The 20,624-nt window shown below is 57.0% G+C and carries 18 protein-coding genes and 1 tRNA gene; 15 read left to right on the top strand and 4 right to left on the bottom strand.

The window, feature by feature from the left end:
- Positions 1-64: 64 nt before the first annotated feature.
- Together P8A25_RS11225 and P8A25_RS11220 are read right to left on the bottom strand one after the other, a co-directional pair.
- The gene (locus P8A25_RS11225; RefSeq protein ID WP_215442336.1) at positions 65-1,402 is read right to left on the bottom strand and encodes an MATE family efflux transporter; all 1,338 of its coding nucleotides are present in this window, start codon (positions 1,400-1,402) and stop codon (positions 65-67) included.
- 137 nt (positions 1,403-1,539) lie between these two features.
- Positions 1,540-3,339: a TrkH family potassium uptake protein gene (locus P8A25_RS11220; RefSeq protein WP_146018176.1), complete on the bottom strand. Its 1,800-nt coding sequence runs from the start codon at positions 3,337-3,339 to the stop codon at positions 1,540-1,542.
- A 201-nt stretch (positions 3,340-3,540) separates the two neighbouring features.
- Here P8A25_RS11220 and P8A25_RS11215 point away from each other — a divergent pair.
- From P8A25_RS11215 to P8A25_RS11200, 4 genes are all read left to right on the top strand, one after another.
- Positions 3,541-3,627, top strand: a tRNA-Leu gene (locus P8A25_RS11215).
- A gap of 257 nt (positions 3,628-3,884) precedes the next feature.
- Positions 3,885-4,880 carry an L-dopachrome tautomerase-related protein gene (locus P8A25_RS11210; RefSeq protein WP_180972870.1) on the top strand — a complete coding sequence of 332 codons (996 nt, stop codon included), beginning with the start codon at positions 3,885-3,887 and terminating at the stop codon, positions 4,878-4,880.
- A 179-nt stretch (positions 4,881-5,059) separates the two neighbouring features.
- Positions 5,060-6,097 (top strand): low specificity L-threonine aldolase, encoded by a 1,038-nt coding sequence (locus P8A25_RS11205; RefSeq protein WP_215442335.1) that lies wholly within the window; start codon positions 5,060-5,062, stop codon positions 6,095-6,097.
- Positions 6,098-6,413: 316 nt separating this feature from the next.
- Positions 6,414-7,598 (top strand): DUF418 domain-containing protein, encoded by a 1,185-nt coding sequence (locus tag P8A25_RS11200; protein ID WP_215442334.1) that lies wholly within the window; start codon positions 6,414-6,416, stop codon positions 7,596-7,598.
- Between the two features lie 25 nt (positions 7,599-7,623).
- Here P8A25_RS11200 and P8A25_RS11195 read toward each other — a convergent pair whose 3' ends face one another.
- Positions 7,624-8,118, bottom strand: a complete 495-nt coding sequence (locus P8A25_RS11195; protein WP_102726516.1) for a YbhB/YbcL family Raf kinase inhibitor-like protein — start codon at positions 8,116-8,118, stop codon at positions 7,624-7,626.
- A 232-nt stretch (positions 8,119-8,350) separates the two neighbouring features.
- Between P8A25_RS11195 and P8A25_RS11190 the strand changes: the two genes are divergently transcribed.
- Both P8A25_RS11190 and P8A25_RS11185 read left to right on the top strand, forming a co-directional pair.
- On the top strand, positions 8,351-9,337 hold the full coding sequence (locus P8A25_RS11190; protein WP_215442333.1) for a hypothetical protein: 987 nt from the start codon (positions 8,351-8,353) through the stop codon (positions 9,335-9,337).
- 74 nt (positions 9,338-9,411) lie between these two features.
- Positions 9,412-10,095, top strand: coding sequence for a hypothetical protein (locus tag P8A25_RS11185; protein WP_102730239.1), 684 nt, complete (start codon positions 9,412-9,414; stop codon positions 10,093-10,095).
- A 36-nt stretch (positions 10,096-10,131) separates the two neighbouring features.
- Here the strand turns inward: P8A25_RS11185 and P8A25_RS11180 are convergent, their stop codons facing one another.
- Positions 10,132-11,184, bottom strand: a complete 1,053-nt coding sequence (locus tag P8A25_RS11180) for an SPFH domain-containing protein (RefSeq protein ID WP_022398151.1) — start codon at positions 11,182-11,184, stop codon at positions 10,132-10,134.
- Between the two features lie 262 nt (positions 11,185-11,446).
- On the opposite strand from P8A25_RS11180, the gene P8A25_RS11175 reads away from it, so the two are divergent.
- The 9 genes from P8A25_RS11175 to P8A25_RS11135 all read left to right on the top strand — a co-directional run bounded on the left by P8A25_RS11175 (position 11,447) and on the right by P8A25_RS11135 (position 20,548).
- Positions 11,447-12,316 carry a TIGR01777 family oxidoreductase gene (locus tag P8A25_RS11175; RefSeq protein ID WP_022398150.1) on the top strand — a complete coding sequence of 290 codons (870 nt, stop codon included), beginning with the start codon at positions 11,447-11,449 and terminating at the stop codon, positions 12,314-12,316.
- Entirely contained in the window at positions 12,313-12,840 is a 528-nt protein-coding gene (locus tag P8A25_RS11170; protein WP_102730236.1) for a lipocalin family protein, read from the top strand. Before P8A25_RS11175 ends, P8A25_RS11170 begins: the two co-directional genes overlap by 4 nt.
- A gap of 471 nt (positions 12,841-13,311) precedes the next feature.
- The gene (gene ilvC / locus P8A25_RS11165) at positions 13,312-14,292 is read left to right on the top strand and encodes a ketol-acid reductoisomerase (protein ID WP_102721257.1); all 981 of its coding nucleotides are present in this window, start codon (positions 13,312-13,314) and stop codon (positions 14,290-14,292) included.
- A 99-nt stretch (positions 14,293-14,391) separates the two neighbouring features.
- The gene (locus P8A25_RS11160) at positions 14,392-15,189 is read left to right on the top strand and encodes an ABC transporter ATP-binding protein (protein WP_022398147.1); all 798 of its coding nucleotides are present in this window, start codon (positions 14,392-14,394) and stop codon (positions 15,187-15,189) included.
- A 6-nt stretch (positions 15,190-15,195) separates the two neighbouring features.
- Complete coding sequence (locus P8A25_RS11155; protein WP_022398146.1) at positions 15,196-15,891, top strand: FadR/GntR family transcriptional regulator; 696 nt, start codon at positions 15,196-15,198, stop codon at positions 15,889-15,891.
- A 237-nt stretch (positions 15,892-16,128) separates the two neighbouring features.
- Complete coding sequence (locus P8A25_RS11150) at positions 16,129-17,136, top strand: hypothetical protein (RefSeq protein ID WP_102731588.1); 1,008 nt, start codon at positions 16,129-16,131, stop codon at positions 17,134-17,136.
- A gap of 4 nt (positions 17,137-17,140) precedes the next feature.
- Positions 17,141-18,004: a hypothetical protein gene (locus P8A25_RS11145; RefSeq protein ID WP_146020119.1), complete on the top strand. Its 864-nt coding sequence runs from the start codon at positions 17,141-17,143 to the stop codon at positions 18,002-18,004.
- Between the two features lie 180 nt (positions 18,005-18,184).
- The gene (locus P8A25_RS11140; protein ID WP_022398143.1) at positions 18,185-18,847 is read left to right on the top strand and encodes a hypothetical protein; all 663 of its coding nucleotides are present in this window, start codon (positions 18,185-18,187) and stop codon (positions 18,845-18,847) included.
- Positions 18,848-19,150: 303 nt separating this feature from the next.
- Positions 19,151-20,548, top strand: coding sequence for a sulfatase-like hydrolase/transferase (locus tag P8A25_RS11135; RefSeq protein ID WP_215442332.1), 1,398 nt, complete (start codon positions 19,151-19,153; stop codon positions 20,546-20,548).
- Positions 20,549-20,624: the final 76 nt, after the last annotated feature.

Raw genomic sequence — 20,624 nt, 5'->3', positions numbered from 1 at the left:
GGATGCCGCCGCCTTTTACGGTGGAAAAAAGCAGGGAAGGGTTGCGGTTTTGCCGTATTCCTGTTTATACCTTCTTGCCGCGCCATTTTCCGCTCTTCAGGTACCACCACGCCAGTGCTATCAGGGCAATGCCGTAAACGTGTTCGGAGAACCAGCAGAGAGCCACGTCAGGCTTGAGCCTGATGACGATGTAATAAACGGCGGCGGTGTAAACAGTCAGGGAAATCATCTCCATGATGAAGCCCGCCTTCGTGTTGCCCGTGCCGGATACGGCATTAAACAGGATGAATGCCGGAGCCATGATCAAGGTGGAGGTGGACATCACATAAACGGAATTAATGCTGGCGGCAATCAGGGACGGATTATCCGTGAAAACTCTGAGAACGGGTTCCGGGAACAGGCACAGGATGACAAGCAGCGGAACCAGGATGGCATACGTCAGGTTAAGCGTCATCCCGCAGGTTCTGAACAGGTAGCGCTGTTCCCCCGCGCCGATCTGGTTGCTGATGAGGGCCCCCGCCGTGGTGGCGAAGGCGCTGATCACCATGATGAGCAGCGCGGAAATATTGCGCACGATGTTGGTCACGGCCAGGGGGCGTTCCCCCAGATGTTCAATCGCCAGGAAAAAGATGAACCAGATGGAGACGGAAATGAAGGACTGCACCATGGTCCAGCCGGAAATGGACAGCATGCCTTTCAGCAGATGGGGACGGAACGTGAACGCCCGGCGGAAGCCGTACTTCCGCTTGTCTGCCGTCGTGCCCGTGTAAATGATGAAAAAGAGGAGGGAAACGGCCTCCGACACGCTGGAGGCAATGGCCGCCCCGGCGATGCCCATGACGGGAAAGCCGCCTTTCCCGAAAATGAGGCAGTAATTCAGCACCACGTTGCTCAGGAGCATCACGACGGAATTGATCGTCAGAATCTTCGTTTGGGTAATCCCCACGTAATAGGAGCGGAACATCACGCAGAGGAAGGAGAAAAAGATGCCGTAGGTGCGCCAGTGTAGGTAATCCGCCGTGGCGTCGTAAACCTGCGGGGACTCGATGATATCCCGCAGGATGATGGGCGAAAAATATTGGGAGGCGGTGAACAGAACCACCGCCAGGGCCAGCATGAAATAACAGCCCTGGATCATGGTGGGTCCAATGCGGTTGTAACGGCGTTCCCCGTTGCGGCGCGCAATGATGATCTGCGCCCCGAAGCCGAAGCCGAAAGCCAGCATGAACATGGCCATGTAATACACGCCGCCCAGGGCGCACGCTCCCAGCGCCACATCCCCCACGCGGCCCAGGAAAATGGCGTCCGTCAGGCCGATCATGTGCTCAATGATCAGGCTGATCATGAGGGGATACGACATGAGCCATATCTTTTGATAGGAAATAAAGGAGGGATTATTCATAACAAGGGCGTCCCGCGGGCATGATCTGCCGGGAGCAGGCGCTAAAGGTCCGGCATTCTTGACTCAAACCGTTTTCATGCAAGAAAGAAATGCGTTTGTCTCCATGCATGTCATGAAAAACGGAGAAAAACCGCGGGTCAGCTGAGGGGAAGCCTGGTTTCCGGATACCGCAGCGGAGACTTGCTGGGCTGTTTCATGAACGCCAGCACGAATGCCACCATGCCCACGCGGCCCACGATCATGTTAAACACGATAATCCATTTGCCTGCATCGCTGAGTTCCGGCGTGACGTTCCAGGAAAAACCTACCGTGGCGAAGGAGCTGACTACCTCGAAAAACAGGCGTTCCAGGCTCAGTTCCGGTTCCGCAAAACACATGACCGTGGTCATCATGCCTACCCAGGCCCCGGCCAGGATAACGGTGATGACGGCGCGCTCCACCACGCTGCGGGCAATCCGGCGCTTGTGCATCACCACGTCCTGCTTGCCCTGCAAGATGCGCGCCACCTCCCCGCAGGAAACGGCGAACGCGGTGGTATGGACGCCCCCCGTCGTGGAACCGGGATTGCCGCCGATGAACATGAGCGCCCCCAGGAACAGGGCGTACGGGACGCTGTTGAGCGCCATGTCTGAAATATTGAACCCGGCGGTGCGCGCCGTGGCGTTGAACAGGCTTTCCCACAGAATCCAGTACCAAGGATCGGCAGAAGTGAACAGGCTGCCGTCAATCGCCTTGATCAGGAACAGGATCAATCCGCCGCCCAGCACCAGCGCGGCGGTCATGCGCACGACCAGCCAGCTGTACGTGGACCAGTGGCGGCTGATAGTGTTCCGGCTGTCCCAGCCCAGGGCCACCCTGGCGCGGCGGACGATCTCCAGGTACATCGCAAACCCCAGGCTGCCGCAGAGCACCATCACCATGATGGTAATCTGGCCGCCCATATTGTAGGCCACATCCGGCGTAGCCAGGTTGTCCGCAAACAGGCTGAACCCTGCGTTGCAGAAGCCGGAAACGGAATGGAACACGGCGTACCACCAGAGCGTGTCCCCCTCCAGCCCCGGTACGTTCCTCCAGGAAAAATAAAGGGCTATGGCTCCCAGTGCCTCCACCCCGAACGTGACGGCAATGATGTTCTTGATGAACCGGTCCACCTGGGCGATGCCCTCTTCATCCAGCAGGTTGCTGATGGTCACCTTGGAACGCAGGCTCAGGCCCTGGCCCACCATCAGGGAGACGAAATAAGTGAACGTCATGATGCCGAAAGCGCCTACCTGGAAAAGCACCAGCAAAATGGTCTGCCCGTAATTGGTGAAATGCTCATGGACGTTCAGGGGCACCAGCCCCGTGACGCAGACGGCGCTGGTGCTGATGAAATAGGCGTCCGTAGGGGAAAGAATGATGCCGTCCTTGGTAGCGCCGGGCGACATGAGGAGGGTTCCCCCCAGCGTAATGAAGGCAATCAGCGTGAGCAGGAAAAGCAGGGCCGGGCGGATGCGCGGCAGGTGGAACCCCCGGTTCCGGCGGGCCAGGCGGAAAAAATACTCCTTCAGGTTTAGCAGGGGAGCCGCTCCGTAGCAGAGGCAGAGGGCGCGGAAAATATTCTGAAGCTCTATTCTGGAAATAAAGGTGGAATTGAAAAAATTCCCGGCCAGCATGACCAGGATAAGGAGGCCCAGCCCCAGCTCCATCCACCGCGGGTTCCGGATGGACCTGGCAAGCCACTTCTCCCGCAGGATGCCGAGAACTCCGGTAAGCTGGCCGAGCACCAGCAGGGACAGGATTTCCCGGAAATAACGCAGGGAAAGCTGGTCCTCATGAATCTCGCCGAAGCCGTTCCACCACAGCAGCCACATCAGGGCGGCCAGCGTACACAGGCCGAACCCCATTTCCATGACCTCAAAACGGTTCAATAGCGGTTTTTCCCTCGTCTCATTCACAAGCCTGCAATGGTGGTGCCTCTGATGCTGAGGGGAGACTACTGCATACGGAAGGATTTGAGAAGCCCTTATATCGTTTCCATGCCGTCCCGGTTGCCGGGGGGAAAGAGGTCCTGGAAAATATTTTCTTTCATGTGCAGGAAAATAGTTGCCAATCCGCCGCCGCTGTGCATAATAACCCCCGTTCTTACCAAACCATGTGCGCTCGTGGCGGAATTGGTAGACGCGCTAGATTCAGGTTCTAGTGGGGGTTCCCCCGTGAAGGTTCGAGTCCTTTCGGGCGCACCAAACAAGGCCGTGCAAGTTAACTGCTTGCACGGCCTTACTGGTTTCTTGAGGATAGCGGTTTCCATTCAAAATGGCATCAGGTGCGGGAAAACGGGGCATTTTTTTGCAAATGACGGGAGTGGTGCTGCGAGGAAAGCTGCGCCCGCGGGGAATGAACGCGGAGCGCCTCAGTATTGTCTTGCAGTCAATAGAGAAATTAAAATCCCATGTTCCCCGTTAAATGTTTTTTCTTTTCCGCTTCCGTTGTTTTATTCCTCATGTGCGCGTTTGCTCCGGCCGGGCGTGCGGAGGCGAAGATTGAGGACGTCGCCTCGTTCAAGGGGGCGCAGGTGACCGGAGTGACGGTGTCGGACAAGGGCAGGATTTTTGTCAATTTTCCCCGCTGGCGGGAGCAGATTCCGTGCTCCGTGGCGGAGGTCCGCAAGGACGGCAGCTATACCCCTTATCCGGATGAGAAAACCAACCGGTGGGAGAAGGGAATGCCCGGAGACGGAGATGCGTTTGTGTGCGTGCAGTCCGTGGTTGCGGACGGAGACAGGCTTTATGTGATTGATACGAAGAATCCCATGATCGGCAAGACTGTCGCCGTTCCTGCATTGTACGTGTATGACCTCAATACGGACAAGCTTGTCAGGAAGTATCCCCTGGCGGAATCCACCAGCCCGGATTCCTATGTTAATGACCTGCGCGTGGACCGTGAGCATGGCAAAATTTATTTTACGGATTCCAACGATCCGGGGTTGATCGTCCTGGACATGAAGAGCGGAGAGAATTATCGAATGCTGGACCATCACCCCTATACGACGGCGGAACAGGACCATGTCACCGTTGAGGGGAAGAGGCATGACGGAAAAGTCCATGCCGACGGGATTGCCCTGGACCGGAAGAACGGCATCCTGTATTTCCACGCCCTGACGGGTAAAACCCTGTATGGAATACCCACCCGCCAACTGATTGACCGGAAGGTGGATGAAAGCAGGATTTTTTCCATGAAAACGCCTTCCCCGGACGGCATGATCATGGACGACCGGGGCAACCTTTACATGGGGGACCTGGAAGAGAACCGCATTGTCTATCTCACTCCGGACCGCAAGGAGATCAAGGTTCTGGCTTCCGGGGACGGAATCAGCTGGCCGGACACGTTCAGCATTCATGACGGGTACCTGTATTTCACCAATTCCCGCATTCAGGAAGCCAGCGGGGATATTTCCAAGATGGAGTTTACGCTGAAAAGGGTGAAGCTGCCGGAATAAGCGGCCTGGGCGGAGCGGAGGATGGCTGAGCCTCCGGCATCTGTGCCGTGAAACCGCTTGCGCCCTGCCGCCCTCCGCCGGAACCGCGACGTGGCTTGCCCCTGTTCCGGAGGTATTCTTCATCTTCCTTTACATGACAGGCGCCCCGGGCTACAGTCCCCGCGTTTTTCAGGAAGGCAATGATTCTTTTCAACTGTGACTACAGTGAAGGCGCCCATGCGGATATTCTCCGCAGGCTGGCGGAAACGAATATGGAACAGACAGCCGGGTACGGGGAGGACCCCTATTGCGACCAGGCCCGGGAGCTGATCGCTAATTTATGCGGCAGAACGGACCTGGACATTCATTTCCTCATTGGAGGAACCCAGACCAATTTCACGGTGATTGCGGCGGCCTTGCGCCCCCATCAATGCGTGCTGTGCGCGGATGCGGGCCATATCAACGTCCATGAGTCGGGAGCGGTGGAGGCGTGCGGCCACAAGGTTTCCGCCATTCCATCCCTGGACGGGAAGCTGACGGCCCGGCAGATTGAGGATGCGTGGCACGCCCATTGGGACGACGAGACCCATGAACATATGCCTCAGCCCCGGATGGTTTATATTTCCCAGCCGACGGAGCTGGGGACCATTTATTCCCGGAGGGAACTTCAGGAGATTTCCGAAGTCTGCCGCCGCCGGGGGCTGTACCTGTATATGGACGGCGCGCGCCTCGGCTACGGCTTGTGCGATGAAGGCAATGATCTGGATCTGCCGGCAATTGCCTCCCTCTGCGACGCCTTTTACATCGGCGGCACGAAGGTCGGCGCCCTGTTCGGGGAAGCCCTGGTGCTGCGCCATGATGCCCTGAAGGAGGATTTCCGCTACATTGCCAAGCAGAAGGGCGGCCGGCTCGCGAAAGGGAGGCTTCTGGGCATCCAGTTTCTGGAGCTGTTCCGTGACGGCCTTTATTTCCGCCTGGGGGCCCACGCGGACCGTCTGGCCGTGATGCTCCGGGATTTCTGCCGCGCCAGGGGACTGGCGCTCCCCGTTGCCAGCGGGACGAACCAGCAGTTCGTCACGATGCCCGATTACGTCCTGGATGAGTTGGGGAAGAAGTACGGCTTTGCCTACCTGCGCCGGGAGGACCCCTCCCACAGTACCGTGCGTTTCTGCACGAGCTGGGCCACGCGGGAGGAAGACGTGCGGGAGTTGATGGCAGATATCGGCCGTTTGTGCTGAGGTGTTCCCGTTTCCGGGGAGCGCCGGGGTACCTGCACCGGGTTTCATTGTCTGCGGGGGCAGGGGGAAGATCGTTCTCCGGCTCATCCCTGGGAAGCGGTATTGAGCTTTCCGGAATGCGGAAGGGCGGGGATGGCACGGATATGTCCTTGACCGTGCAGCAACCATGGCCGGGGGGACGCGTCCTCCGCCCGGCATGGAATAAATTTTCCGGAAGGATGCTCCGGCTGCGATTTTGGCTGTAAAAGGCTTTTTCATGGTGTATAGGTGGCTTCTGTTGAAACAGAGGCGTTCCGTACGCCGTACTATCATAGCCATGGAACCCTTACTCTCTCCCGACAGCAAACGCATTTATGTGGTGGACGCCCTGCGCGGTTTTGCCGTGATGGCAATCATGCTGCTGCATTTTCTGGAACATTTCATCTACAATTCCTATCCCGTGGCTTCCTCCCCGGTGATGGAGGCGGCCAACCAGCAGTTCAAGGACGCTTTTTTCTTCCTGTTTGCCGGAAAGTCCTACACCATTTTCGCCCTGTTGTTCGGGTTCACCTTTGCCATCCAGTACCGCAACCAGGCCCGGAAGGGCCGTGACTTTGCGGGCAGGTTTGTCTGGCGCATGTGCCTGCTGGCGGTGTTCGCCTGCATGAATGCGGTGTTTTTTCCGGGCGGAGACGTGCTGCTGACCTTCGCCATCGCAGGGCTGCTCCTGGTGCCGTGCCGCCGGCTGAAGACTTCCACTCTGGTGGTATTATCCCTGTTCTTCCTGGCCCAGCCCCTGGAATGGGCGTATGCGGCAGCGCAGTGGGTGAATCCGGGCTGGGCGCCTCCCTCCCTGGCTGTTGCGGAATCGTACGCTGCCCTGAAAACGGCTGTGGATACGGGCAATTTCTGGCTGATGGCGTGGGAGAACCTGACGGTGGGGCAGTGGGCAAGCCTGGCCTGGGGCATTGAGGCGGGGCGCCTGATGCAGGCTCCGGGACTGTTTCTGCTGGGGTTCGTGCTGGGGCGGCAGGATTTCTTTTTGCGGAATGACCGGAATGCCATGTTCTGGACCCGGGGGATGCTTCTTTCCCTGGCCGGAGCCGTGGCGTTTTATGTGGTGATGTCCCTGCCGGATTTGCCTGCCCCGGTGCACACCGTGTTCACCATGTGGCACAATGTCTGCTTTACCGGCGTGTGGGTAGCCGGGTTCGTCCTGCTGTACCGGCTGGAATATTTCAGGAAAGTGACGGTTCCTCTGCTGACTTATGGACGCATGAGCCTGACCAACTATGTCTCCCAGTCCCTGATAGGCTCCCTGATTTTCTTCCCGTACGCGCTGGGGCTGGCTCCTTATTGCGGGTATCTGGCCAGCTTTGCAATCGGCTGCGCCGCCATGGCCGGGCAGATATGGTTCTGCCGCTGGTGGCTGGAGCGGCACCGTTACGGGGTGCTGGAAGGGCTGTGGCACCGGGCAACCTGGATGGGCGCCGGAAAGGCGGCCAAGCCGGAAGCCCGGTAGAAACGGTGATTTTCTCCGGTACAGGTTATTTTGCCGGTACCTGGTCGTAAAAGACGAGGGACGCTTTTTCCAGCGTGTGCTGCCAGAGCTGGAAGCCTACCTGGGCGGCCGGGGTATCCGGAGCCACGGGCAGGGATGCCGTATCCAGCGCATAAACGGTGACCAGGTACAGGTGCCACCCGTGGCCCGGGGGAGGGAAGCTGCCGCTGTAGCCCGCGAATCCGGCGTCATTGCGAATTTGGACCGCCTGCTCCGGCATCAGGCGGGTGGCCGGATTTCCGGCATCCGCGTGCAGTTCCCTGACGGAGGCGGGAATGTTGACGGCCAGCCAGTGCCAGAATCCGCTTCCGGTAGGCGCGTCCCGGTCGTGGATGGTAACGGCAAAGCTTTTTGTTCCTTCCGGCGGATTGGTCCAGAAGAGCTCGGGGGACTGATTGCCGCCGCCTATGCTGGTGTGCCGGTGGACAGGCGTGGCAACGCCGCCCAGGTCCTTGCTGTGGAGTGTAAATGATGAAGGCATAAGGTCAGGATTTTATTTCAGTGTTGTTCGTTCAAAATGAGGGGAAGGGATCAGGAGATTGTGTGGAGGGGCTTGCTGCCGGGCTGTCCGGCGGCTTTCTCCCGGATGCTCCAGATTCATTCCTTGTTGATTTTTTCCTTCCAGTCGTGTTCGGTTGGTTCCCTGGTACGGGAAAGGGTGCCGTTCCAGATGGCGCTTTCCTTTGAAAGGGAGATGTAGTATTGCGTGGCGTATGGAAGGGCGGACGGACATCGGCGGCTTTTTCGGCCTGGAATTGCCGGAATACGGCAATTTCCCTCAGTGGCATCCCGGCCGGAGCGTGGCCGTGAATTCCGGCAGGCGCGCTTTGGAGTATATCCTGCGCCGCCTGGGGAGCGTGCGCCGTGTCCACGTGCCCCTTTATACATGTGGAACGATGCTGGAACCGATGGAACGGCTTCACATTCCCGTTATTCCTTACCGCATTGACGGGCATCTGGAACCGGAAGAATTGCTGGAGCTGGAGGAAGGGGAATTCCTGCTGTATACAAACTACTTCGGCATCAAGGAGAAGTACGTGGACCGGCTGGCCTCCCGGTATGGCGGCAGGCTGGTTGTGGACAATGCGCTGGCCTTGTATTCTCCCGCCCGTCCCGGCGTGGCGTCCCTGTACAGTCCGCGCAAATTTTCCGGCCTTCCGGACGGGGGAATCGCCGTCATGGACGCAGACCAGCCGCTGCCGGAACCGGAGGAACGGGATGAGTCCCTGCCGGATGCCGCCTTTCTGCTGGGATGCCTGGAACATGGGCCGGAAAGGGCTTCCGCCGCCTGCGGACGGAACGAACGGAGGCTGGAAAACGCCCCCCTGCGTAAGATGTCCCGTCTGACGGAGCGGTTAATGCGCGGAATTGATTACGAGCAGGCGCGATTGCGCCGCATGGACAATTTCCTGTTTCTGCACGAAAGGCTGGGACATCTGAACCGCCTTTCCGTGGAGCCGGATTCCTTGTCCGCTCCGTTTTGCTATCCGTTTTGGACGGCTTTTCCCGAGCTGAGGAATGTGCTGATTGATGAACGCATCCTGGTTCCCCTGCTGTGGCCGGAGGTGCTGGAACAGGCCCCGGAGGGCAGCCTGGAACGGAAGCTGGCGCTGCATCTTCTGCCGCTTCCCGTGGACCAGCGCTGCGGGCCGCAGGACATGGAGCGCGTCGTCCGGACCGTGGAGAATTTTTATTCCTGAAACAAGGAGGAACTATTTTGTTAGAGCGGCAATAAGGCGTTGACGGTGTGAACGGACTGCTCTAACATTTTTGAATGTCCGACTATCTCTCTTCTCTGGGCTATCCTTTCCGTGGAAGGCCCATGGTTTTTGCCTTTGCCGTCCTCATTGTATGGGCCATGTTCCTGGCGGCCTGGGCGCCCCTCATCGGCTGGATTGCCATTTTTTGTTTCCTGCAACCGTTCATGTGCGCCTTTTTCATGAAGATGGTGCAGCGGTCCGCCATGGGGGAGGAGGAAATCTGCCTCTTTCCGGAGTTGGAGGAATGGCTGGACGATCTGATGATGCCTTACATCCGGCTGGTAATGTGCATGGCAGTCTCCTTCCTGCCTCTGGTCATTTATCTGGGAGTGATGGACTGGGACATGGACAGCCCCCTTATCTGGCTGTTCATTGCGGCGGGTGCAGCTTATTTCCCGGGCGTTTTCATGAGGACTTCCGTGCTGGAAAGTTTTTCCGGGCTTTCTCCCGCGGGCTGGTGGGGGCTTGTCAGAAAGGCGCCTCTTCCCTATGCCGGGCTGCTCGGCGCCATCTGCGCGGGGGGATGGGTGATTCTGAGCCTTCCTTCCGGGTTTCTGATGGATTTTGCCATGGCGCCCGTGAAGCTGTATGTCGCCTGCGTGCTGATGAACATGTGCGGCTTGTTCATGCTCAAGCATGAATTTGCCGGGGAAGAGGAGGAGGGCGGTTTTTCCATCTCCGGTCCCGCCGCTTCATGACTGCCGCCGTTCCGGCAGCGCCGGGGAAAGCGAGGCTTATTTGGCGGACTCCCTGTCCAGATTGAGGATGCCCAGCACGGACATGTTCCCTTCCGCATCCTTGCCGGAGGGAAGGTAGACCTTGGCATTGTTCAGCATGTTTTCAAAGGCCTTGGCGCGGAGCACGTTCGGCCCCATGGCCTTTTCCTTCAGCGCCAGCCCCGCCGCTTCCGCCCTGGCGGCTTCCAGGGAAGCTTCCGCGCGCGCTTTCCCCTGCATGACGATGACTTTGGCTTCCGCCTCGCCGCGTGCCAGATTGGCGTTCGCTTCCTGGCGCGCTATTTCCATTTTCATGGCTCCTTCCGCCTCCCCGCGTGCGCGCTGGATGGCGATGTCCTTCCGGGCGATTTGCAGCTCCGTCTCCTTCCGTTCATTTTCCTGGGTGGTCTGCACTTTCTTCACGACGGATTCAATGATGGCCTGCGGAGGATTGGTTTCTCCCACGGCTACGGAATCCACGATGAAGGGGGTGCCGTCCAGTCGCTTGCTCAACTGCGTGTAAACGTTGTCGGAAATCTTTTGCAGGCTGCCGGAGGCGTCCAGGGCGTTGTACTGGCTCAATTCCGCCCGTACGGCGGTGCGGAAGGGCTGCTGGATGAAATTCTTGTAGGCAAACAGCATGATCTCGTCCGCCACTTCGTCGTCATTGCGGCCGGAGCTTTGCGCGATGCCGCCGTAATCCTCCATGAATTCCTTCACTCGGGACGGGTCCAGGCGGTAAACCAGGGAGGCCTTGCAGGAGATGGGCAGTTTGTCCTTGCCCAGGATGGCGCCGCCGTTGCGGGCATCGAATTCCTCCACCGTGGTATCCGGCGTGATGGAAACCTTGCTGACTTCCCTCCGCCATACCCATCCCGTGGAGGATGGCCCGATCAGGATGCCCTCAAACTTGTTCTGGCCGAAAATGGGCTTGGAATAGACGTAGCCGGCAAAACCGGACAGCACGCGCTTGTTGCTGAAATTGTAAAAGGAGAAGGCCGCCGCACCCGCAGCAATGATGACAATGGCGGGAATGAGCAGGGAAAGGAAAGTTCTGGGAGTTTTATTCATGAGAGAGTAGTGGTTGTGACGGTTTCCAACATAAAAGGCACCCGGTGAAAATCAAGTTCTCTTTTTCCGTCCGGCCGCAGGGGAAATTCCGGTGAAGAGCGCGTTTCAGGAAAAGGAAGGCGGCAAAGTATGTCCTCCGCTGAACGGAGGAGAGAGGTGGAAATGTCTTATCCAGTAAAGGTTGTCCGTTCCCGTGCGGGATATTTCCAGCAGTGTTCCGGAGCGCCCTCCGCGGAGACGGGCCGCCATCTGATTTACAGTCATGAATGTAGCCATTACGGGTTCCAGCGGATTTATAGGCAGCCACTTGTCCAGCCGTCTTGCGGTGTTCGGGCATCAGGTGACGCCTTTGTGGCGCTATCTGTTCACGCAGGACAGCGTGGATTGCCTGGCGGAGGCTCTGGCGGGATGCCACGCTGTCATCAATCTGGCCGGGGCGCCCATCGACCGGCGGTGGACGGACGCTTACAAGCAGGAACTGGTGGAGAGCCGCATTATGACCACCCGCAAGCTGGTGGAAGCGGTCAATCGTCTGCACGAACCTCCGGAAGTGATGATTTCCACTTCCGCCGTCGGGTATTACAGTCCGGCCGGCGGCTGCCATGGCGAACAGGACGATCCGGCGGCAGATTCCTTTCTGGCGGAATTGTGCGTGGCCTGGGAAAAGGAGGCGGAACTGGTGAACGACTCCGTGCGGCTGGTCCGCACCCGGTTTGGCGTAGTCCTTTCCCCGGATGGGGGAGCGCTCCCCAGAATGGTGCGCCCGGCCCGGTTCGGCATCACGGCGGCGGTAGGGAACCCGGACCATCCCTTTTCCTGGGTGGCGCTGGAGGACCTGGTGGATGCCCTGATTTTCATCATGGGGAAGGAGGACATTTCCGGCCCGGTCAATGTAACGGCTCCGGAACGCACCACCAACCGGGAATTCTACAAGGCTGCCGCAGAACATTTCCACACCCGCCTGTCCATCCATGTTCCGGACGCCGTCCTGCGCCTGCTGATGGGGGAAGCCTCCCAGGTGATTACCAACGGGCAGTGCGCCATTCCGGAGACGCTGATGCGGGAGGGATTTGAGTTTCAATATCCGGATATCCGCACCTTTTTTAACAAAGCATTCCCTGTCAAATCATGAGTATCATACAGACCATCGTTACTTCCCTGTTTCACGGCCATTCCGTCAAAACCGACCCCATGCCGGATTTCAATCTGGAACGTTATCTGGGGGAATGGCACGAAATCGCGCGCCTGGAAAACTGGTTTGAGCGCGGACTTCGCAAGGTGCTTGCCCGGTATGACCATGGAGAGAACGGTACCATTTCCGTTACCAACAGCGGTTATGACGTCCGTACCGGGGAACGGAAGGAGGCTCATGCGAAGGCTGTGGTGGGAGACGCCCCCAATCATTTGAAAGTGTACTTCGTGCCGCTGGTGTACGGCCGGTATGAAGTGGCCTTTCTGGATGAGGATTACAGCCGCGCCGTGGTTTCCGGCGGTTCCCTGAATTACCTGTGGCTGCTGGCCCGGACGCCGCAGTTGAGGGATGAAGAGCTTCAGCCAATGCTCCATTGCGCGGAGGAACTGGGGTATGATACCTCCCAGCTGATTTACTCCAATTCCCAGGCTTCCACGGATAATGGCATTGGGCGGGATCTGTGAGGGATACCGTTCTTGAAATGGGAGTGCGGGGTAGGGATAACGGCTTTATGGAAGAGCCAAGCTCCTTTGTGGAAAAACGCCTTTACTGCCAGGGATGTTTTTACCCAGTCCGGGGGAAGGCGTATTTTCTCCGTGTTTCCCGCTGGGCATCCGCCGGGAACAAGGGCCTTCCGGCCCTTGTAAAAAATGCCTCCGCTGTATTCCGGAACAGGTTCATCCATGAAGGCTGCCCGGCCGTAAAGCGGTTTCATGGCCCTTGTCAGGAATTTCCCGTAAGCGCCCCCATGGGCTCCTTCCTTTCTTCATTCTCCTGCTTTCAAGCTCTTCCCTCCAGCGGGCCCGTCTCCATGCACATAATTTAAAAAACGCAGCCATTCGTTGAAAAGCGCTTGCAATCGGGCGGCGGATGGCTATGTTCTCATTCATCCAAACATTGGATGTTTGGATGAATTACTTAAAGAAGGAGTAACAATGGATATTATTCATGACAACGCCGCTGATCTCAGCGCATTGAACGGCAAGACCATTGCCGTGATCGGATATGGCGCCCAGGGCCGCGCCCAGGCACTTTGCATGCGTGACTCCGGTGTGAACGTGATTATCGGCGTTCGCCCCGGCAAGTCTTTTGACGCCGCCACCCAGGACGGGTTCCAGGTGATGACCGTAGCGGAAGCCGCGGACAAGGCGGACATCATCCACATTCTGCTGCCGGATGAAAGCCACGGCTCCGTGTATGAAGCTGAAATCAAGCCCCACCTGAAGGCCGGCAAGACGCTTTGCTGCTCCCACGGCTTTGCCTACGTGTTCAACACCATCGTCCCCCCCGCGGACGTGGACGTGATCATGGTGGCTCCCAAGGGACCGGGCACGGAAGTGCGCCGCGTGTTTGAAGAAGGCTTCGGCTGCCCCGGCCTCATCGCCGTGCACCAGAATCCCTCCGGCAAGGCCCGCGACGTGGCTCTCGCCATGGCCAAGGCTGAGGGCCTGACCCGCGGCGGCGTGCTGGAATGCACCATGGCCCAGGAAACGTACGAAGACCTATTCGGCGAACAGAACGTGCTGTGCGGCGGCCTGGTGGACCTGATGAAGTACGGCTTTGAAACCCTGACGGAAGCCGGTTATCCCCCGGAAATGGCCTACTTTGAATGCGTGCATGAAGCCAAGCTCATCGTGGACCTGATTTACAACGGCGGCATCCAGAAGATGAACTCCGTGATTTCCAACACCGCTGAATTCGGCGAGTACTACAACGGCCCGCAGATTCTGCCCGCCGACGTGAAGGAACGCATGAAGGAATCTCTCAAGCGCATTGAATCCGGCAAGTTCGCCAAGGACTGGCTGGAAGAAGCCGCCAAGGGCGCTCCCAACCTCAAGGCCAAGCGCGAAGCCCTGGGCCAGCACCCGGTGGAAATCGTGGGCGCCAAGATTCGCAGCCTGTTTGAAAGAAACTAAGGTTTCTTTTACGTTGATCACGGGCCGTTCCGCCTTATCCCGGAGGAACGGCCCGGACACTCCCGGGCTTTCCGCGGAAGCCCGCTATTTTTTCAGTTTATGGACAATTCCTTGCCGGCCGTCAATGTGGAGAATGCCAGGGTATACCTGGGCGGCCACGAAATCCTGCACAATATTTCCTGGCAGGTGCAGCGCGGAGAACGCTGCTTCATCCTGGGCGCGAACGGCGCCGGAAAGACGACGCTGGTCAAGGTGCTGATGGGGTTTGCATGGCCTCTCTTCGGCGCCAGAGTACAGGTGCTGGGCAAGACCTTCGGGCACGTGAATCTGCTGGAACTGCGCAAGTCCATCGCGTGGGTGAGCCCGTTCATGCACAAATGGCTGGAGGACGGCGCCTGGAACGGGCGCGACATGGTGCTTTCCGGCCCTGACGGCACTATCGGCCTTCTGCGGGAGCCGACGCCGGAAGAGGAAGAGAAAGCCGCCGGGATCATGAAATCCCTGAAGGCGCAGCATTTGATGGACAGGCCCGTGGTGGCCATGTCTTCCGGAGAACAGGTCAAGGTGCTCATTGCACGGGCGCTGATGACGAACCCGGAGCTGATGATCCTGGACGAACCCAGCGTTTACCTGGACCTGGCGGGACGCGAATTTTTACTGAAAACCATTGAGGAACTGGCGGAGACGCGGCCTGACCTGACCATCGTGTTCATTACCCAGCGTATTGAAGACATCCTCCCCGTATTCAACCGCGGCATGATTTTAAAGTCCGGTGAGATCGTGGCCCACGGAAGCCGGGACGAGGTGTTGACGGAGGAAAATCTAAAGGACGCCTTTGAACTGGATATCCAGTTGATCAAGACGGAGAAGGGACGCCTCTGGACTGTTATTCGCTAACTTTTCATGAAGAAATCCAAGACAATGGAGTTGAAGAAGCCTGTAAGAGTGTCCCTGTCCCGCCAGGTGCTCACCGCCATGGAATCCATGATACGGTCCGGCAAGTGGAAGGTGGGGGACCGCATTCCCGCGGAGGCGGAACTGGCCCGGGCTTTTTCCGTCAGCCACAACACCATCCGCGAGGCCCTTCAATCCCTGATTCATATGGGGATGCTGGAGGCCCGGCCCGGCGACGGCACGTATGTGATGGCGTCAGACCGCTTTGCCGTTGCGGTGAGCAACCGCCTCAAGGAATCCGAACTGCCCCAGATTCTGGAAGCGCGGCTGGCTTTGGAAAAGGAGATTGCGCGGCTGGCCGCCGTTAAAAGGACGGAGGAGGATTTGAAGGAGCTGGAAAGCGCCCTGAAGGACTGTCATGCCAGGGTAAGGCCGGGCATTGAGGACGACATGCTGTTTCACGCCGCCGTGGCCCGCGCCACGCATAATCCGGTGCTTGCGGAATTGTACAACGTGGTGATCCGCCATGTGCAGGAGAATCTGGAAGGCCTGCTGCAGGAGAAGCAGTATGACGCCGGGGCCATGAAGCTGCATGACGACCTGCTGGATGCCATCCGGCAACGGGAGGCGGACACGGCGGAAAACATTATTGTGAAGATCGTGGAGTTTGATACGGTCAGCATAGGCGGCCAATTCAGTGCCTGATATTCGGGTGTTGGGATGCTGGAACCGGCAGTTTGTCCGATAACCGGAACGTTCCGGCGTCCTCCGCATGGCGGAAGCCGCCGTTTTTTGCGGAAAAGAGAATGGCGTTCCGGGAAAATAGGGGAAATAGCTTGGTAATTCATGGAGTACGATTAGTATTTTCAACTTTTTCTTTACATCTTCAAATAAATAAATTACCCGGATAAGGCAACGATATGCCAACTTCCCCTCCTTGCCATGTTGTCTCTATTTCAAATACGTTCTATCGGCCTGATATTGATGGGCCACTGGTTTGGAGCTTTTGCCCAGGCCGGAGAAGATGTTCCTGATGAAGTACAGGCGCTGGAAATAAAATCGGAAACGACGTTGTGTTCGGCCGATTTCTATATTGCCAAAGAGCAGGGAAAGGATGTGGATGAGAAGACGGACAAGGAGCGCAAAAAACTCGGCATGGGGGAAGATGTTTTGTTGACTTTGACCGGAAAGCCCAAGGGGGATGTTTCTCAGTTGCAGTGGAAGATTACCAAAGGAGAAGCTCTTGCCTCTCTTCCCGAAAAAACCGAGGGGCTCGAAGAGGTTACATTGACGGTGAATAAGAGAATACAAAAGAAGGGAGAGGTGGAAGTCACCGTCACCACGAGTGAAGGCCTGGAAAAAACCATTGCCTTTGAGATTCTTGTACCGACAAAGCTGACGGCAGTTGTTCCCGTCAAGGCCGATCTTCCCAGTGATCACAATATCATTATTGTGGCTGCTGATGTTAAATTGACGGTGGAACCTACGGAGGTGAATTTTGGAAATATCCAACTGATTGAACGCGATGGAGGATTGACCTATGTCATGCCGACCCCTCCTCCCGATCCGCAAAAACATGAAATAAAATTGGGCGTCCCGCATACGGAGCATGGATGCGATGACCCCAGGAGCATTGAACAAAATAATTCATTCATTGACCGGGTGATATATATGGCAAATTATAACGCCATACATGGAGCTAAGTTGCCGCAGGAATGGTTTTGGACTTGCGATTGGAAAGTCCATGATGGGAAAGGCGGCAAAGAGTCGACCAGTGACGATATCCTCAAAGTGGAAACCGTGGAGCAGAGGTTCAAGGTTGAGTATGTGAAATTCGAAGGAATGGAAGGAGAATTTGAAGAAGTCCAAATTGCCATCAGGAAATTCGGTCGCGCCATATCCTATGATTTATGCTATCATCTAATGAATTATGAATATGTTTGGAAATAATCCAATGAAAGTGTTTACCTTTCTCGCCATGCTATGCTGTATGGTAGGGCTGGGACATGCCCTGCCTTCCCCGGTGTGCCTGGACCCGTTTAAATCTCCCCCTGCGGAGCTGTCCGGCTTGCGGGAGAAGCTGGCGCAAGGGCGGCTGGGGGAGTTTTATACAGAGGCACGCTCCGTGCTGGGCCAATGCGCTTCTGTTAGCAATAAGCAGATCACGCGGGAGGAGCTGGCGTTGCAGCTCTGGCTGTTCTATTATATCGCGGAAACTCCCCTTTATCCCGCCGACTACGACAAGGCGACGCCGGAGAGCATTTTTGACAATAATGATCATGCCGTCAAACATGACATGTTTTCCTTCCTCTACGTGATGAGCCGTGACGCCTCTCCGATGGCGCGCCGCCTCCATCTCCGGGGCAAGACGCTGTCCGACTTGCTGGCCACTTATGCGGCTTCCATCTATGCGCAGTTCCGGAACCGTTACGATCCGGATTTGGAGGAGAAGCACGAGGTTCTGAAAAAGTCGTTCGTTCCGTTAAACCGGAAGTATTTGGAAGAAGAACTCAAGAAACGTGATATCGTTTGCAATGTCAATCCCCAGTATTACGTCTTTCTCAACAAGCTGGCAGTAAACAATATCAGGAATAAAAGGTTAAAAAATTATATTTCCGTTCCCAGAATGAAGTATTTTGTGGAAATGCTGGTGAACCTGTTTCCGGGCCAGAGCGGGGCGGTGAAGAATTACCTCCGGATGGCGGGCTATGCGGACAAGGAAATCCCGGACTTGATCAATCGGACGGTGGGGCGTACTCCGTCCACGGAATTTTTGTACAAGGGAATGCCTAGGGATGCGCAGAAGGTAAAGCCGTGAAGCAGGACAAACGCTTAAGGACAACAGTTTCCCAAGGCAGACGGAATTTCCTTTCCGGACAACTTAAAGCCGTCTATCCCTTGTTCCCGGAAAAACGGTATTTTTGTGAAGGATGGAGAGGCCGGTAACGCTGTGATTTTTATGCTTTTCTGAACATAAAAGTTTGTTAGAATTCCGGGCATGACTACCCCTGTTGAATTGAAGTGTCCGATGTGCGGCGCGTTGCTGGCGATGGAAGATGTGAATATGGCCACGGATATGGCTTTATGCCGCGCCTGCAACAAGATAAGCAGGTTTTCAGAGCTTGTTCAGGAGGAAAGGGATGAGGAAATCCTTGATTCCATTCCCCGGCGCATGAGCGTGACAAAAACGGCACGGGGATTGGAAGTAACGTACAGGAAGCCCAAGGGAGCCGGATTTTTCCTGTTGCTGTTTGCACTGATTTGGAATGCTATTACATACGCCGCCATATTTGTGATGATGGGGAAAATGGCCCATGAGAGTTTATTCGGGCAATTGTTCCTGATTCCTTTCGTTCTGGTCGGGTTCGGTACGTTTTTGGGCGCCGTTTATGTGTTGTTCGGCCGTATGACGCTGACCCTGTCGCCCGGAACGGGAGAGCTGTTCCGCGGGGTTGGGAGCCTGGGCCGCCGCCAGCAGTTTCTTCTGGCGAAGGATTCCCGCATTTCCATTGAGGCGAGTAATATACAGCAGAATAATAAGGTGCTGAACAAGATTGTAGTGGAACAACCGGACGGCAAGCCGTTTGAGTTCGGTACAGGTATTGCGGAGAAGGAAGCCCAGCAGTATGTGGCGGCCCTTCTGCGGCAGATGAGAGGATAGGGCTGCTGTTCCGGCATTCCAGGGAAGGTGAAGGAATGACAGGGGGAGCCGGCCTTTATTGCCGCCGGATTGGAAACGCTTTGATGGAGCTGTTTCTCCGGCAGCAGGGGGGCGTCTGTCCGTGGGAGCAGCGCGGAAGGAAAGGCTTCGTATCCATTTCCGGGAAATAATTGGATGGGCAAATCGTCCTGTTTTTAGCAAATTCGTTGCTAAAGAGTCATGGATGCCGCTTGCAGGATTGCCCCGGAAATTTCAGAATTAATATTTTGATTGATATGGCAGGCAAGCCGCGTAAATTAAACTATGATGAAGAAAGCGCATCTATTGTTGATTCTGTGCAGTTTGCTTTGCGGGGCGGCGGGGGCGCAGAGCCGCCCGGCCACTCCGCCGAACATGGTGGTCATTCTGGCGGACGACCTGGGGTACGGGGATTTGGGCTGCACGGGGTCCAGGCAGATTAAAACGCCTGCCCTTGATCGGCTGGCGAAGGAGGGCGTGTTCTGTTCCCGGGCGTACGTGACGGCGCCGATGTGCTCCCCTTCCCGCATGGGGCTGCTGACGGGCCGTTTTCCGAAGCGCTACGGCATTACTACGAATCCCAATATCCAGGTGGATTACCTTCCGGAGTCCCATTACGGGCTGCCCCTGACGGAAAAACTGGTTCCGGAGTATTTGAACCCCTGCGGCTACCGGAGCGCGGTGTTCGGCAAGTGGCATCTGGGCCACACGAAAGGACACACGCCGCCGGAACGCGGCTTCACGCGCTGGTGGGGGTTCCTGGGAGGTTCCCGGTCTTATTTTCCCGTGAAGAAGGAGGCTGAAGGCCTGAATCCCTCCATGATTGTGTCCAATTTTACGGATAAGACGGATATTACCTACCTGACGGACGATATTACGGACAGGGCGGTTGAGTTCCTCCAGGAGTCCAACAAGGATAAAAAGCCGTTTTTCATGTTCGTTTCCTACAATGCTCCCCATTGGCCCAACGAAGCCAAACCGGAGGACATCGCCAAATTCAAGAACGTGCAGGACAGGGAACGCCGGATTTATTGCGCCATGGTGTATGCGATGGACAAGGGAATAGGCCGCATTCTGGATGCCTTGAAGAAGGACGGTCTGGAAAAGGACACGATTGTCGTGTTCCTGTCGGACAACGGCGGCGCTCCGGAAGCGTCTTCCTGCAACGCTCCTTTCCGGGGTGCCAAGAGGCAGCATTTTGAGGGGGGCGTACGCGTGCCTTTCATCATCAGGTATCCGGCGGACAAGCGGCTGATTCCCGGAAGCGTCTGCAAGCAGCCCGTTTCCACCGTGGACCTGCTTCCGGCCCTGCTGAAGGCAAACGGACGTCAAATCCCCAAGAAACTGGACGGCATGGATATTCTGGAGCTGGTGGCGAACAGGGGAACGCCTGTTCCGCGCACGTTGTTCTGGTGCACGGATTATACGTCCGCCGTGCTGGACGGGGATATGAAGTACCTGCTGGTGCCGGACCGCGCTCCGCAGTTTTACAGCGTTACGGATGACCCCCAGGAGCAGAAGGATTTATATTTTTCCAGGCACCAGGATGCGGATTCCCTGGCCAGGAAGCTGGGAACGTACCTGACCACGACGCCCGCGTGCCGTTTCCCGGACAGCATCAGCTGGTCCGCCAAGCTGATGAGGGAGTACGACAAGGCCACGCCGGACAAACAGCCTGAATGAGGCCGCATTGGGTCTCGCCAGGGGCCCTGCGTTGCGGTCAATACGCAGCGGCGCCTGCCGGCAGGGTAGCGGGGAT

The sequence above is a fragment of the Akkermansia sp. BCRC 18949 genome (assembly GCF_045011645.1).
In the GTDB taxonomy this organism is placed as follows: domain Bacteria; phylum Verrucomicrobiota; class Verrucomicrobiia; order Verrucomicrobiales; family Akkermansiaceae; genus Akkermansia; species Akkermansia massiliensis.
Note: the sequence above shows the minus strand (reverse complement) of the source record. Positions and strands in the feature narration are given on the sequence as shown.

Coding starts and splice junctions, on each gene's coding strand:
- P8A25_RS11135 (WP_215442332.1), top strand. CDS start 19,151: ATGATGAAGAAAGCGCATCTATTGTTGATTCTGTGCAGTTTGCTTTGC.
- P8A25_RS11225 (WP_215442336.1), bottom strand. CDS start 1,402: ATGAATAATCCCTCCTTTATTTCCTATCAAAAGATATGGCTCATGTCG.
- P8A25_RS11185 (WP_102730239.1), top strand. CDS start 9,412: ATGTCCGACTATCTCTCTTCTCTGGGCTATCCTTTCCGTGGAAGGCCC.
- P8A25_RS11180 (WP_022398151.1), bottom strand. CDS start 11,184: ATGAATAAAACTCCCAGAACTTTCCTTTCCCTGCTCATTCCCGCCATT.
- P8A25_RS11200 (WP_215442334.1), top strand. CDS start 6,414: ATGGAACCCTTACTCTCTCCCGACAGCAAACGCATTTATGTGGTGGAC.
- P8A25_RS11175 (WP_022398150.1), top strand. CDS start 11,447: ATGAATGTAGCCATTACGGGTTCCAGCGGATTTATAGGCAGCCACTTG.
- ilvC (WP_102721257.1), top strand. CDS start 13,312: ATGGATATTATTCATGACAACGCCGCTGATCTCAGCGCATTGAACGGC.
- P8A25_RS11170 (WP_102730236.1), top strand. CDS start 12,313: ATGAGTATCATACAGACCATCGTTACTTCCCTGTTTCACGGCCATTCC.
- P8A25_RS11195 (WP_102726516.1), bottom strand. CDS start 8,118: ATGCCTTCATCATTTACACTCCACAGCAAGGACCTGGGCGGCGTTGCC.
- P8A25_RS11145 (WP_146020119.1), top strand. CDS start 17,141: ATGAAAGTGTTTACCTTTCTCGCCATGCTATGCTGTATGGTAGGGCTG.
- P8A25_RS11190 (WP_215442333.1), top strand. CDS start 8,351: ATGGAAGGGCGGACGGACATCGGCGGCTTTTTCGGCCTGGAATTGCCG.
- P8A25_RS11150 (WP_102731588.1), top strand. CDS start 16,129: ATGTTGTCTCTATTTCAAATACGTTCTATCGGCCTGATATTGATGGGC.
- P8A25_RS11205 (WP_215442335.1), top strand. CDS start 5,060: ATGATTCTTTTCAACTGTGACTACAGTGAAGGCGCCCATGCGGATATT.
- P8A25_RS11155 (WP_022398146.1), top strand. CDS start 15,196: ATGAAGAAATCCAAGACAATGGAGTTGAAGAAGCCTGTAAGAGTGTCC.
- P8A25_RS11160 (WP_022398147.1), top strand. CDS start 14,392: ATGGACAATTCCTTGCCGGCCGTCAATGTGGAGAATGCCAGGGTATAC.
- P8A25_RS11140 (WP_022398143.1), top strand. CDS start 18,185: ATGACTACCCCTGTTGAATTGAAGTGTCCGATGTGCGGCGCGTTGCTG.
- P8A25_RS11210 (WP_180972870.1), top strand. CDS start 3,885: ATGTGCGCGTTTGCTCCGGCCGGGCGTGCGGAGGCGAAGATTGAGGAC.